This is a genomic window from Citrobacter sp. RHB25-C09 (assembly GCF_013836145.1).
Lineage (GTDB): Bacteria > Pseudomonadota > Gammaproteobacteria > Enterobacterales > Enterobacteriaceae > Citrobacter_A.
The window spans coordinates 3,404,943-3,418,325 of record NZ_CP057483.1; the positions used below are offsets into that span (position 1 = coordinate 3,404,943).

The window sequence follows — 13,383 nt, forward strand, 5'->3', positions numbered from 1 at the left end:
TTATCCATCATATAACGCCAAAAAGTAAGCGATGACAAACACTTTACATGTAAGCAGTCACGGCATCACATTCTGTTAAACCTAAGTTTAGCCGATATACACAACTTCAACCTGACTTTATCATTGTCAATAACGTTGATGCCAACGCCGCCAAATTCGCGACGCTGGCTTACGCTTATAGTTATTACAGTTTAGCGCTGACCCAGCCTTGAACACTGGCTAACGCTGCAGGCAGAGCTGCCGCATCCGTACCACCGGCTTGCGCCATGTCCGGACGACCACCACCCTTGCCGCCCACCTGCTGAGCGACCATTCCTACCAGTTCCCCTGCTTTGACACGGTCGGTCACGTCCTTAGACACGCCTGCAATCAGAGACACTTTACCTTCAGCCACCGTTGCCAGCACGATAACGGTCGACCCCAGTTGATTCTTCAGATCGTCAACCATGGCACGCAACATTTTCGGCTCAACGCCAGCAAGCTCGCTCACCAGGAGCTTAACACCCTTGATATCAACCGCTTTGCTGGAGAGGTTTGCACTCTCCTGCGCCGCAGCCTGTTCTTTCAACTGCTGAAGCTCTTTCTCCATCTGACGATAGCGCTCGACAAAAGCTTGCGCTTTTTCGGTCAGGTCATGGATACCCGTTTTCAGCACCTGGGCGGTTTCGTTCATCCGATCGCTTTCTGCATGCATCATTGCGATCGCACCTTCACCCGTTACCGCTTCGATACGACGAACACCCGCTGCTGTACCTGACTCGGAAACGATACGGAACAGACCGATATCACCGGTACGGCTGGCGTGAGTCCCGCCGCACAGTTCTGTGGAGAAATCCCCCATGCTCAGTACGCGAACGCGTTCGTCATACTTCTCGCCGAACAGTGCCATCGCGCCTTTCGCTTTTGCCGCTTCCAGGTCCATAACGTTGGTTTCAACCGGCAGATTGCGACGAATCTGCGCGTTGACCAGGTCTTCTACTGCGCGGATCTCAGAGGGTTTCATCGCTTCATTATGCGAGAAATCGAAACGGAGAATTTTGTCGTTTACCAACGAGCCTTTCTGCGCCACATGGGTGCCCAGAATCTGACGCAATGCGGCATGCATCAGGTGCGTCGCGGAGTGGTTCAGACGGATACGGGCACGACGAGCTTCATCCACATCGGCCTGCACCGCGTCGCCCACTTTCAGAGAACCGGCAGACAGCGTGCCCTGATGACCAATCGCCTGGCCATATTTTTGCGTATCGCTCACCGCAAAGGTGAAGCCTGCGCCTTTCAGTTCACCTTTATCACCTACCTGACCACCCGATTCCGCATAGAAAGGGGTTTGGTCCAGCACGACGACGGCGTCCTGACCTGCGCTAATCGCATCTACCGCTTTACCATCGACAAACAGCGCGGTCACTTTGCCGTTCAGCTCCAGATGGTCATAACCTTTAAACTCCGATGCGCTATCAACGCGGATCATCGCGTTGTAGTCCGCACCAAAACCGCTGGCTTCGCGCGCACGACGACGCTGCTCTTCCATTGCGGCTTCAAATCCCGCTTCGTCAACTTTGATATTGCGTTCACGGCAAACGTCAGCCGTCAGATCCACCGGAAAACCATAGGTGTCATACAGACGGAAGGCTGTTTCGCCATCCAGCGTATCGCCGGAAAGCTTCGCCAGCTCTTCATCCAGCAGCGCCAGGCCACGCTCCAGCGTGCGGGCAAACTGCTCTTCTTCGGTTTTCAGGATCTGCTCAACCTTAGCCTGCTGACGCTTCAACTCTTCGCCCGCAGAACCCATGACCTCAATCAGCGGTCCAACCAGCTTATAGAAGAAGGTTTCTTTTGCGCCCAGCATGTTGCCATGACGAACCGCGCGACGGATGATGCGACGCAGCACATAGCCACGGTTTTCATTCGACGGAACAACGCCGTCGGCAATGAGGAACGCGCAGGAACGAATATGGTCGGCAATAACGCGCAGCGACTTGTTGCTGAGATCGGTGGCACCGGTGACTTTCGCCACGGCTTCAATCAGCGTACGGAACAGGTCGATTTCATAGTTGGAGTTAACATGTTGCAGCACCGCCGCAATACGCTCCAGACCCATGCCGGTATCCACTGACGGCTTAGGCAGCGGCTCCATCGTACCGTCAGCCTGACGGTTGAACTGCATAAAGACGATGTTCCAGATCTCAATATAGCGATCGCCGTCTTCTTCTGGACTTCCCGGAGGGCCGCCCCAGATGTGGTCGCCATGATCGTAGAAAATTTCGGTGCACGGGCCGCACGGACCGGTATCACCCATCTGCCAGAAGTTGTCGGAAGCATATGCTCCGCCCTTGTTATCGCCGATGCGAATAATACGTTCGCGCGGGATACCTACTTCTTTTTCCCAGATTTCATAGGCTTCATCGTCGGTTTCGTAGACGGTAACCCACAGACGCTCTTTTGGCAGGGCAAACCAGTTTTCACCGGTCAGCAGTTCCCATGCATATTGGATAGCGTCGTGTTTGAAATAGTCGCCGAAGCTGAAGTTGCCCAGCATTTCGAAGAAGGTATGGTGACGTGCAGTGTAACCGACGTTTTCCAGATCGTTGTGTTTACCGCCCGCGCGCACACAGCGCTGAGAGGTGGTTGCACGGGAATAATTACGCTTGTCGAGCCCAAGGAAAACATCCTTGAACTGGTTCATCCCGGCGTTGGTAAACAACAAAGTGGGGTCATTGTTCGGCACCAGGGAACTGCTGGCAACTACCTGGTGTCCCTTACTATGGAAAAAATCGAGAAACGCCTGACGGATCTCAGCGGTACTCTTGCTCATAATTATCCTGAAATCTTGCTAAAGAAATATCATTACCAGCAACAGCGCTCAGATGCCCTGCCCGGCTGACAATTTAAAAAGTGGGAATAAGATAAGTTTTCTTGTCAGGGAAGTAAAATCCCGTATGCGCTCAATCGTCAAAATTTCGCCATATCTCCTGAATATCTTCCATCAGATAGCCACGATAGAGCAAAAAGCGTTGAATCTTTACCTTCTCTGGAAATGCCGTAGGCAGCGGTTCGCCGTACTTACGGGTGGCCTGTTCACGCGCCAGAATGCCCCAGTTAATATCACATTCACGCATTGCTTTTTCAGTGGATTCGCGCGCTATCCCCTTTTGATTGAGTTCCTGTCGAATGCGTGACGGGCCGTAGCCCTTACGACTGCGGCTGGCAATGAATCGCGAGATAAAGCGCTCGTCATCAAGATAACTGTGCTCATAGCACCAGGCGATCACCCGATCGTAGTCTTCTGTCGTGGCATCAATCTCTTCGGGACCGTTTTTGCCCATGACTGGCGCGGTAAGTTTACGCCGCAGTTCTTGCTCACTGTGGTCACGAACCGCGAGTATGCGGACTGCGCGATCGAGCAGACGGGAATACGCGGGTCGGCGCGATGTGGATTCACTCATAACCACCTTCAAAATCAGAAATGCAAAAAGGGCCGCATAAATGCAGCCCTTGATTGTAATTTAACTTTTACCGGATGGCAGCCTCACCGCACCCGGCTTACGGTCACCTGACGATTAAAAATCTTCGTTGGTTTCCGCTACGCCTTCGCCGTCATCAACTGCGAAGTCAGGTTTAGAGTCCTGGTTGTTGAGCAGTTGCTCGCGAACTTTCTTCTCGATCTCTTTCGCGCTCGCCGGGTTTTCTTTCAGCCAGGTGGTCGCATTTGCTTTACCCTGACCAATCTTCTCGCCGTTATAGCTGTACCATGCGCCCGCTTTCTCGATCAGCTTCTCTTTCACGCCCAGATCGACCAGTTCGCCGTAGAAGTTGATGCCTTCACCGTACAGGATCTGGAATTCAGCCTGCTTAAACGGTGCAGCGATTTTGTTTTTCACGACCTTCACGCGGGTTTCGCTACCGACAACGTTATCGCCCTCTTTCACCGCGCCAATACGACGGATATCCAGACGAACAGAGGCGTAGAACTTCAGCGCGTTCCCCCCGGTGGTCGTTTCCGGGTTACCGAACATCACGCCAATTTTCATACGGATCTGGTTGATGAAGATCAGCAGCGTATTGGATTGCTTCAGGTTACCCGCCAGCTTACGCATCGCCTGGCTCATCATACGTGCCGCAAGGCCCATGTGAGAATCACCGATTTCGCCTTCGATTTCCGCTTTCGGCGTCAGCGCCGCAACGGAGTCGACAACGATAACGTCAACGGCACCTGAACGCGCCAGCGCGTCACAGATTTCCAGCGCCTGCTCACCGGTGTCCGGCTGAGAACACAGCAGGTTGTCGATATCGACGCCCAGCTTACGCGCATAGATTGGGTCCAGCGCGTGTTCGGCATCGATAAACGCACAGGTTTTACCTTCACGCTGCGCGGCGGCAATCACCTGCAGTGTCAGCGTGGTTTTACCGGAAGATTCCGGCCCGTAGATTTCGACGATACGCCCCATCGGCAGACCGCCCGCACCCAGTGCGATATCCAGTGAAAGTGAACCGGTAGGAATGGTTTCCACATCCATAGAACGGTCTTCACCCAGACGCATGATGGAGCCTTTACCAAATTGCTTCTCAATTTGGCCCAGTGCTGCCGCCAACGCTTTCTGTTTGTTTTCGTCGATAGCCATTATTACTCCTGTCATGCCGGGTTTCGCTTGCGCTTTACCGGATAGTGAATTCTGTACTGTTGAAGCAATTATACTGTATGGTCATACAGTATCAAGTGTTTTGTAGAAATTGTTGCCAGAGGGTTTGCAATGCGTAAGTCGTGGCCTGCCGACGCACCGCGTCACGGTCGCCATCAAAGCATTCCCGGCGGGTGATCCCTTCCCCACTGGCGCTGGCGAAAGCAAACCAGACGGTGCCGACCGGCTTTTCTTCGCTGCCGCCATCCGGTCCGGCAATCCCGCTAATGGAGACGGCATAATGGGCGCGCGCGGCTTTCAGTGCGCCAATGGCCATCTCAACCACTACCGGCTCGCTGACCGCGCCATGCTGCGCCAGGGTCTCTTCACGCACGCCAATCATTTGCGCTTTTGCTTCGTTACTATAGGTAACAAAGCCGCGTTCAAACCAGGCGGAACTCCCGGCGACATCGGTTATCACCTTCGCTACCCAGCCGCCGGTACAGGATTCCGCCGTCGTCACGGTTGCGCCGCGCGCTTTTAACGCCAGCCCAACCTGTTCGCTTAACTGCATCAGTTCACTGTCAGTCATATCAGCCTCTGTCAGTTAAAAATTATGCCGGACAAGATAGCACTTTCCCGACAAAGATGGGGATGAGGTCATAAAATTACGAGGAGGATTCAGAAAATTGTGTCTGGGTATGACGTGCCGTATCCGGCCTAAAGGTGCTTACCCGGTAGGCCGGATACGCGTTAGCGCCATCCGGCAAAAGATAACTACTGGACGCGAGCCAGCGCCACTGTCTGCCCTAACTGCCAGACTGCCATCGCATAATGCGTGCTGTGGTTGTAGCGCGTGATGGTGTAGAAGTTTGGCAGACCGTACCAGTACTGGTACCCCGTGCCGATATCCAGACGCAGCAGGCTAGCCTCGCTGTGATTACCGAGTGACTGCTGCGGCGTAAGCCCGGCTGCGGCAAGCTGCGAAACGCTATATTTCGTTTTGAAGCCGTTCGCCAGCCCTGGTGCCTGGCCGTTCGCCATTACTGCCACCGGGTCGCCTTTCACCCAGCCGTGGTCTTTGAAATAGTTAGCTACGCTGCCGATAGCATCCACCGGATCCCACAGGTTAATATGCCCGTCGCCATTGAAATCCACGGCATACTCTTTATACGAGGAAGGCATAAACTGCCCGTAGCCCATCGCTCCGGCGAAAGACCCTTTCAAATCTAACGGATCGTCCTGTTCATCGCGCGCCATCAGCAGGAACGTTTCCAGTTCGCTTGAGAAATACGCCGCGCGGCGCGGATAGTTAAATGACAACGTCGCCAGCGCATCCAGAATGCGCGTCTTGCCCATCACGCGCCCCCAACGGGTTTCGACGCCGATAATACCGACGATAATCTCCGGCGGTACACCGTACACCTGCCACGCACGGTTCAATGCGTCCTCGTACTGATTCCAGAACGCCACGCCGTTTTGTACGTTATCTGGCGTAATAAATTGCTTGCGATAGCGCAGCCAGGCGCCGTTTGGCCCTGCCGGCGGCTGGGTGGTCGGCGCCTGACGATCCATCAAACGCAGCACGTAATCCAGACGCTTCGCCTGGGACAGGATCTCCTGGAGCTGCTGACGATCAAATCCGTGTTTACTCACCATTTTGTCGATGAACTGCTGTGCGTTCGGATTGTTGGCAAAATCGCCGCTCATCTGCATCACATTGTGTTGGGGCTTAAGCAAGAAGCCGCCAGAAGGTCTCCCCGTTGTCGTTTGAGTCTCTTGGGGTTTCGGTTTACTGCTGCATGCAGCCAGTAACACACACAGGGGAAGTAACGCTACATAACGACGCTTGAACATGAGCCATCCATTAAACAAATTCAGCCAGGAAGAAGTATGGTAAAGCATCCCGCGTCATACAAGGAAGCGCCAGAGACGCTTGCGGGCCGAATTTACGTTTTGTCCCTTCATCTTGATTCACTTTTCATACTCCCCCCACCTCATAACTTTCACTTTAAAATATTTTTCTTTCATTTTGAGATCAAAATAACACTTTTATTTCTTTTAATCTGATTAAAATTAGTCACCGTTTGGCAAGATAATTAAAAAATCCCTACAGGAGAGAACAATGATCGAAACCATTACACATGGAGCAGAGTGGTTCATCGGGCTGTTCCAGAAAGGTGGAGAGGTGTTTACCGGTATGGTTACCGGCATTCTTCCACTGCTGATTAGCCTGCTGGTTATCATGAATGCGCTAATCAACTTCATCGGTCAGCATCGTATCGAGCGCTTTGCTCAACGCTGCGCCGGAAACCCACTGTCTCGTTATCTGGTTTTACCGTTCATCGGGACCTTCGTGTTCTGTAACCCGATGACCCTGAGTCTGGGTCGCTTTATGCCAGAGAAATACAAACCCAGTTACTACGCGGCGGCGTCTTATAGCTGTCACTCCATGAACGGCCTGTTCCCCCATATCAACCCCGGCGAGTTATTTGTTTATCTGGGGATTGCCAGCGGCCTGACAACGCTTGGCCTCCCGCTAGGCCCACTTGCGGTGAGTTATCTGCTGGTCGGGCTGGTCACCAACTTCTTCCGTGGCTGGGTGACAGACCTGACGACCGCCATCTTCGAGAAAAAGATGGGCATCCAGCTTGAGCAGAAAGTCCATCTTTCAGGAGCAACATCATGACGCGTATTCGTATTGAGAAAGGGACCGGTGGCTGGGGCGGCCCGCTTGAGCTTGACGTAACGGAAGGTAAGAAAATCGTCTATATCACCGCAGGCACGCGCCCGGCGATCGTTGACAAGCTGGCGCAGCTAACCGGCTGGCAGGCCGTAGATGGCTTTAAAGAGGGCGAGCCGCCGGAAGATGAAATTGCCGTGGCGATCATTGACTGTGGCGGGACCTTGCGTTGCGGTATCTATCCAAAGCGCCGAATTCCCACGATCAACATTCATGCGACGGGGAAATCCGGTCCGCTGGCGCAGTACATCGTGGAAGACATTTATGTCTCCGGGGTGAAAGAGGACAACATTCACGTTGTTGGTGAGGCGACTGCGGCACCGCAACCCGCTCCTGCATCAGCTACCGCCGGGCGCGACTACGACACCAGTAAGAAAATCACCGAACAGAGCGACGGCCTGCTGGCGAAAGTGGGTATGGGTATGGGCTCCGCGGTTGCCGTACTATTCCAGTCTGGTCGCGACACCATCGACACGGTGCTGAAAACGATTCTGCCGTTTATGGCATTCGTGTCGGCACTGATCGGCATCATCATGGCCTCCGGTCTTGGCGACTGGATTGCCCACGGTCTGGCACCACTGGCCAGCCATCCGCTGGGACTGGTGACGCTGGCGCTGATCTGCTCCTTCCCACTGTTATCCCCGTTCCTCGGCCCTGGCGCAGTGATCGCACAGGTTATCGGCGTCCTGATCGGCGTGCAGATTGGTCTTGGCAATATTCCACCGCATCTCGCCCTGCCCGCGCTGTTCGCTATCAACGCGCAGGCGGCCTGTGACTTCATTCCGGTGGGTCTGTCACTGGCTGAGGCACGGCAGGACACGGTTCGCGTCGGCGTACCGTCAGTACTGGTCAGTCGTTTCCTGACCGGTGCACCTACCGTTCTTATCGCCTGGTTTGTTTCCGGATTTATTTATCAATAAGAGGTTCCGAGATGACTGTGATTTATCAGACCACCATCACCCGTATCGGCCAGAGCGCGCCAGATGCGCTCTGCGACCAGATGCTGATTACCTTTCGTGAAGGCGCACCTGCGGATATCGAAGAGTTTTGCTTTATCCATTGTCATGGCGAACTGAACGGCACGTTGCAAGCGGGTGCCCATTTCGAACTGGGTCAGCATCGTTATCCGGTGACCGCCGTGGGCAGCGTGGCGGAACAAAATTTACGTGAACTAGGGCATATCACCCTGCGCTTCGATGGACAAAACGAAGCGGAATTTCCCGGTACCGTGCATGTCGCGGGCCCCGTACCTGACGACATCGCGCCGGGTTGTATTTTGAAGTTTGTTGCTTAAGGAGAGAAAAATGAAACAGGTTGCCGTTGTCATTGGTGGAGGCCAGACCCTGGGGGCATTCCTTTGCCGTGGGATCGCTGCTGAAGGGTATCGCGTCGCAGTTGCGGATATTCAGAGTGATAAAGCTGCAAATGTGGCGCAGGAGATTAACGCTGAATTTGGCGAAGGGATGGCCTACGGCTTTGGTGCCGACGCCACCAGCGAGCAAAGCGTTCTCGCGCTCTCTCGTGGGGTCGATGAAATCTTCGGGCGTGTGGATCTGTTGGTCTACAGCGCGGGTATCGCTAAAGCGGCGTTTATTAGTGACGTCCAACTCGGCGATTTTGACCGCTCGTTACAGGTGAACCTGGTGGGTTATTTTCTCTGCGCTCGCGAGTTCTCCCGCCTGATGATTCGCGATGGCATTCAGGGACGCATTATTCAAATTAACTCCAAATCCGGAAAAGTGGGCAGCAAGCACAATTCCGGCTACAGCGCGGCGAAGTTTGGCGGCGTTGGGTTAACACAGTCCCTGGCGCTGGATCTGGCCGAGTACGGCATCACTGTGCATTCGCTGATGCTTGGTAACCTGCTGAAATCGCCGATGTTCCAGTCTCTTCTGCCGCAGTACGCTACCAAACTGGGCATTGAGCCACACGAAGTGGAACAGTATTACATTGATAAGGTTCCGCTAAAACGCGGCTGCGATTACCAGGATGTGCTGAATATGCTGTTATTCTATGCCAGCACGAAAGCATCTTACTGTACCGGACAGTCAATCAATGTCACCGGTGGACAGGTGATGTTTTAATGGGTGATGGCCGGTGGCGCTACGCTTACCGGGCCTACCCGTAGGCCGGATAAGGTGAAACCGCCATCCGGCAAAATCAAAGGAGCAATAACATGGTTTCCGCACTGATTACCGTTGCCGTTATCGCCTGGTGCGCCCAGCTTGCGCTCGGAGGTTGGCAAATTTCCCGCTTTAACCGGGCGTTTGACAAGCTGTGCCTCCAGGGGCGCGTCGGTGTCGGACGGTCAGGCGGACGTTTTAAACCGCGCGTTGTGGTCGCCGTCGCGCTCGATGAAAACCAGCGCGTCACCGACACGTTGTTTATGAAAGGCCTGACCGTTTTTGCCAGACCCGGCAAAATTCCCGCAATTCAGGGCAAACATCTTGATGAATTACAGCCCGATGTGATCTTTCCCCATGATCCGCAATCGCAGAATGCACTATCATTGGCGCTTAAACTGAAACATGGATAATTTCGTTGTGAATGCTATTAGCTTGCGAAGTTATCATTTTGAACATTCAATTCAGGGTAATCACACCAATGAAACCTCGTCAGCGTCAGGCCGCTATTCTGGAGCATCTGCAAAAGCAGGGTAAAAGCTCCGTTGAAGAACTGGCCCAGTACTTTGACACCACGGGCACCACCATTCGCAAAGATCTGGTCATTCTGGAAAATGCCGGAACTGTCATTCGCACCTATGGCGGCGTGATGTTAAATAAAGATGAATCCGATCCGCCTATCGATCACAAAACCCTCATCAATACGCACAAAAAAGAGCATATTGCAGAAGCGGCCGTGAGATTTATCCACGACGGTGACTCCATCATTCTCGACGCCGGGAGTACCGTTTTGAAGATGGTGCCGATGCTCAGTCGCTTTAGCAATATCACCGTAATGACCAATAGCCTGCATATTGTTAATGCGCTGTCAGAGTTAGATAACGAGCAAACCATCCTGATGCCCGGCGGCACCTTCCGCAAAAAATCGGCCTCATTTCACGGTCAGCTGGCGGAAAATGCCTTTGAGCAGTTCAGCTTTGATAAACTCTTCATGGGCACCGACGGCATCGACCTTAACGCGGGTGTCACCACGTTTAACGAGGTTTACACCGTCAGTAAAGCGATGTGCAACGCCGCTCGCGAAGTGATACTGATGGCGGACTCCTCTAAATTTGGCCGCAAGAGTCCCAATGTGGTCTGTAGTCTGGAAAGCGTCGATAAGTTGATTACCGACGCGGGTATCGATCCGGCGTTTCGTCAGGCGCTGGAAGAGAAAGGAATAGAAGTGATCATAACCGGAGAAACCAATGAGTGATGCACTACTGAACGCGGGCCGTCAGACCCTGATGCTGGAACTCCAGGAAGCAAGCCGTCTGCCGGAGCGTCTGGGTGATGATTTTGTCCGTGCCGCCAATATGATTATTCACTGTGAGGGTAAAGTGATCGTCTCGGGTATCGGCAAGTCCGGGCATATTGGTAAAAAGATCGCTGCGACACTTGCCAGTACCGGTACTCCCGCCTTTTTCGTGCATCCGGCTGAAGCGCTGCATGGCGATCTGGGAATGATTGAAAGCCGTGACATCATGCTGTTCATCTCCTATTCCGGCGGCGCAAAAGAGCTGGATCTCATCATCCCACGTCTGGAAGATAAATCCGTCGCCCTGCTGGCGATGACCGGTAAGCCAACCTCACCACTGGGTCTGGCGGCAAAAGCCGTGCTGGATATTTCCGTTGAGCGCGAAGCCTGCCCGATGCACCTGGCCCCGACGTCCAGCACCGTGAATACCCTGATGATGGGCGACGCGCTGGCAATGGCGGTGATGCAGGCGCGTGGTTTTAACGAGGAAGATTTTGCGCGCTCGCACCCGGCCGGGGCGCTGGGCGCGCGATTGCTTAACAAAGTCCATCACCTGATGCGCCGTGACGACGCAGTACCGCAGGTAATGTTAACCACCAGCGTAATGGATGCCATGCTGGAGTTAAGCCGTACCGGCCTTGGTCTGGTCGCCGTATGCGACGATCAGAAGCAGGTTCAGGGCGTCTTTACCGATGGTGACCTGCGCCGCTGGCTGGTTGGCGGAGGAGCGCTCACGACGCCGGTTAACGAAGCAATGACCCGTAACGGCATCACGCTTCAGGCTGACAGTCGCGCCATCGACGCCAAAGAGATTTTAATGAAGCGCAAGATCACTGCCGCACCGGTAGTGGATGAAAACGGCAAACTCACCGGCGCGATTAACCTGCAGGATTTCTATCAGGCTGGCATCATCTAATCCTTCAGTCCCAGACGCTTCGCCAGCCGGTGCAGGTTGGCGACGTCTGTTTCCAGCGCCCGCGCGCTGGCTGCCCAGTTGTGCTGGTTTTGCGCCAGCGCCCGGCGGATCATCTCCCGCTGAAAAGATTCGGTGGCGTCTCGCAGATTGTGATTCTGCGGCACATCAACCGTGGCCAGAGTTGGCAGCACTTGCGCCTCTTCCTGCAATGCGAAATGCTGCGCTTCCAGCACCACTTCCTCCCCAGCCCTTGTTGCCCGCGCCAGCACCACCGCCCTGTAAATGGCGTGCTCCAGTTCACGCACGTTTCCCGGCCAGCCGTAATTAAGCAGATGACTCCGCGCACCGGGACTTAACACCACGCGGGACAGCCCCATTTTTAGCCGACACTGTTCGCAGAAAAAGCCCGCCAGCAGCACAATATCCTCACCACGTTCGCGCAACGGAGGAACCGAAAGCGGGAACACGCTCAGGCGATGGAACAGATCGGCGCGGAAGCGTCCGGCCAGTACCTCTTCGCGCAGGTCACGGTTGGTCGCCGCCAACACCCGCACGTCCACCCGCAGACTGCGATCGTCACCGACGCGCTGAATATCACCGTACTGCAATACCCGCAGTAACTTGGCCTGCAACGCCAGCGACAGCTCGCCAATCTCATCAAGGAACAGCGTGCCGTTATCGGCCATTTCGAACTTGCCGCTGCGGTTGCTGATCGCCCCGGTAAACGCCCCTTTGACATGACCAAATAGCTCACTTTCCGCCACACTCTCCGGCAGCGCGGCGCAGTTCAGATACACCAGCGGATTCACCGCACGCGACGATCCTTCATGAATCGCCTTCGCCACCAGCTCTTTCCCGGTGCCGGTTTCCCCACTGATCAACACATTAAGGTCGGAGGCGGCAACAATCTCGATCTCTTTTTTCAGTTGCATCATGCTGGGCGAAAGGCCAATCATTTGCGCCTCTTTAACCTGCTCAAAATCTACACCTGAACCTGGTAGCATATTCTGGCTTTCAAGCTGTTCAATCAGCAGCGCATTGCTGAGCGCCCCGGCCGCCAGTGCAGCAATCAGCCGTAGCTCCTCATCGCTGAAAACGTCAAACTGATCCGGCTCCATGCCGTCGAGTGTTAGCGCGCCGATCAGATTCTGTCCGGCAAAAAGCGGCAGCCCGATACAGGCGTGAACCTTCAGACTCTCCTGACCCGGAATCAGCCCGTCATAGGGGTCGGGCAGATCGCTGTCCGCCGGAAAACGCACCACATCGCCGGCACGAGCGATGGCCTCCAGACGAGGGTGTCCCTCCAGCGTAAAACGCCTGCCCAGAACATCCTGAGCGAGGCCATCAATTGCGAGCGGAATGAACTGGCGCGCCTCATAGCGAAGCAGCGCAGAGGCATCGCACTCGAGCACCTGGCGAAGCGTTGTTATCAGACGCTGGAATCGATCCTGATGACCAACGCCGCGCTGCAATTCGATGGCGATCCCCGCCAGTACCTCAACGGAAAAACTCATGTCTACCTCATTGTCATTTTGACAATTAACAATGTCATAATGACAGCATTATGAATAGTCATTTCGACTACCCTTTAATGAGTATTAATAATTAAGTTAGTTTAAATCAATAAGATAAAAACCTGGCACGCAATCTGCAATTAGCAAAACATCTTTTTTAGAAACGCTGAATTA

At 54.1% G+C, this 13,383-nt stretch carries 13 protein-coding genes; 7 read left to right on the forward strand and 6 right to left on the reverse strand.

The genetic code is table 11. The annotated features are described in order from the left end of the window. Positions 1-184 precede the first annotated feature (184 nt). The 5 genes from alaS to mltB all read right to left on the reverse strand — a co-directional run bounded on the left by alaS (position 185) and on the right by mltB (position 6,473). The gene (alaS, locus tag HVY19_RS16125; protein WP_181681497.1) at positions 185-2,812 is read right to left on the reverse strand and encodes an alanine--tRNA ligase; all 2,628 of its coding nucleotides are present in this window, start codon (positions 2,810-2,812) and stop codon (positions 185-187) included. 130 nt (positions 2,813-2,942) lie between these two features. Continuing rightward, positions 2,943-3,443 carry a recombination regulator RecX gene (gene recX / locus HVY19_RS16130; protein WP_181681498.1) on the reverse strand — a complete coding sequence of 167 codons (501 nt, stop codon included), beginning with the start codon at positions 3,441-3,443 and terminating at the stop codon, positions 2,943-2,945. 114 nt (positions 3,444-3,557) lie between these two features. Beyond that, positions 3,558-4,619: a recombinase RecA gene (gene recA, locus HVY19_RS16135; protein ID WP_181681499.1), complete on the reverse strand. Its 1,062-nt coding sequence runs from the start codon at positions 4,617-4,619 to the stop codon at positions 3,558-3,560. A gap of 91 nt (positions 4,620-4,710) precedes the next feature. Beyond that, the gene (gene pncC, locus HVY19_RS16140) at positions 4,711-5,208 is read right to left on the reverse strand and encodes a nicotinamide-nucleotide amidase (RefSeq protein WP_181681500.1); all 498 of its coding nucleotides are present in this window, start codon (positions 5,206-5,208) and stop codon (positions 4,711-4,713) included. 185 nt (positions 5,209-5,393) lie between these two features. After that, positions 5,394-6,473 carry a lytic murein transglycosylase B gene (mltB, locus tag HVY19_RS16145; protein ID WP_181681501.1) on the reverse strand — a complete coding sequence of 360 codons (1,080 nt, stop codon included), beginning with the start codon at positions 6,471-6,473 and terminating at the stop codon, positions 5,394-5,396. A 268-nt stretch (positions 6,474-6,741) separates the two neighbouring features. Between mltB and srlA the strand changes: the two genes are divergently transcribed. From srlA to gutQ, 7 genes are all read left to right on the forward strand, one after another. Continuing rightward, entirely contained in the window at positions 6,742-7,305 is a 564-nt protein-coding gene (gene srlA / locus HVY19_RS16150; RefSeq protein WP_181681502.1) for a PTS glucitol/sorbitol transporter subunit IIC, read from the forward strand. Beyond that, positions 7,302-8,279 carry a PTS glucitol/sorbitol transporter subunit IIB gene (locus HVY19_RS16155; RefSeq protein WP_181681503.1) on the forward strand — a complete coding sequence of 326 codons (978 nt, stop codon included), beginning with the start codon at positions 7,302-7,304 and terminating at the stop codon, positions 8,277-8,279. The genes srlA and HVY19_RS16155 overlap by 4 nt, the downstream gene beginning before the upstream one ends. Before the next feature lie 11 nt (positions 8,280-8,290). After that, positions 8,291-8,653: a PTS glucitol/sorbitol transporter subunit IIA gene (srlB, locus tag HVY19_RS16160; protein WP_181681504.1), complete on the forward strand. Its 363-nt coding sequence runs from the start codon at positions 8,291-8,293 to the stop codon at positions 8,651-8,653. A gap of 10 nt (positions 8,654-8,663) precedes the next feature. Then, positions 8,664-9,443 carry a sorbitol-6-phosphate dehydrogenase gene (gene srlD / locus HVY19_RS16165; protein WP_181681505.1) on the forward strand — a complete coding sequence of 260 codons (780 nt, stop codon included), beginning with the start codon at positions 8,664-8,666 and terminating at the stop codon, positions 9,441-9,443. 92 nt (positions 9,444-9,535) lie between these two features. Beyond that, positions 9,536-9,895, forward strand: a complete 360-nt coding sequence (gene gutM / locus HVY19_RS16170; protein WP_181681506.1) for a transcriptional regulator GutM — start codon at positions 9,536-9,538, stop codon at positions 9,893-9,895. 68 nt (positions 9,896-9,963) lie between these two features. Further along, positions 9,964-10,737: a glucitol operon DNA-binding transcriptional repressor SrlR gene (gene srlR / locus HVY19_RS16175; RefSeq protein ID WP_181681507.1), complete on the forward strand. Its 774-nt coding sequence runs from the start codon at positions 9,964-9,966 to the stop codon at positions 10,735-10,737. After that, positions 10,730-11,695, forward strand: a complete 966-nt coding sequence (gutQ, locus tag HVY19_RS16180) for an arabinose-5-phosphate isomerase GutQ (RefSeq protein ID WP_181681508.1) — start codon at positions 10,730-10,732, stop codon at positions 11,693-11,695. The genes srlR and gutQ overlap by 8 nt, the downstream gene beginning before the upstream one ends. Here the strand turns inward: gutQ and norR are convergent. Continuing rightward, positions 11,692-13,209, reverse strand: coding sequence for a nitric oxide reductase transcriptional regulator NorR (gene norR, locus HVY19_RS16185; protein ID WP_181681509.1), 1,518 nt, complete (start codon positions 13,207-13,209; stop codon positions 11,692-11,694). The two genes, gutQ and norR, sit on opposite strands and share 4 nt — an antisense overlap. Positions 13,210-13,383: the final 174 nt, after the last annotated feature.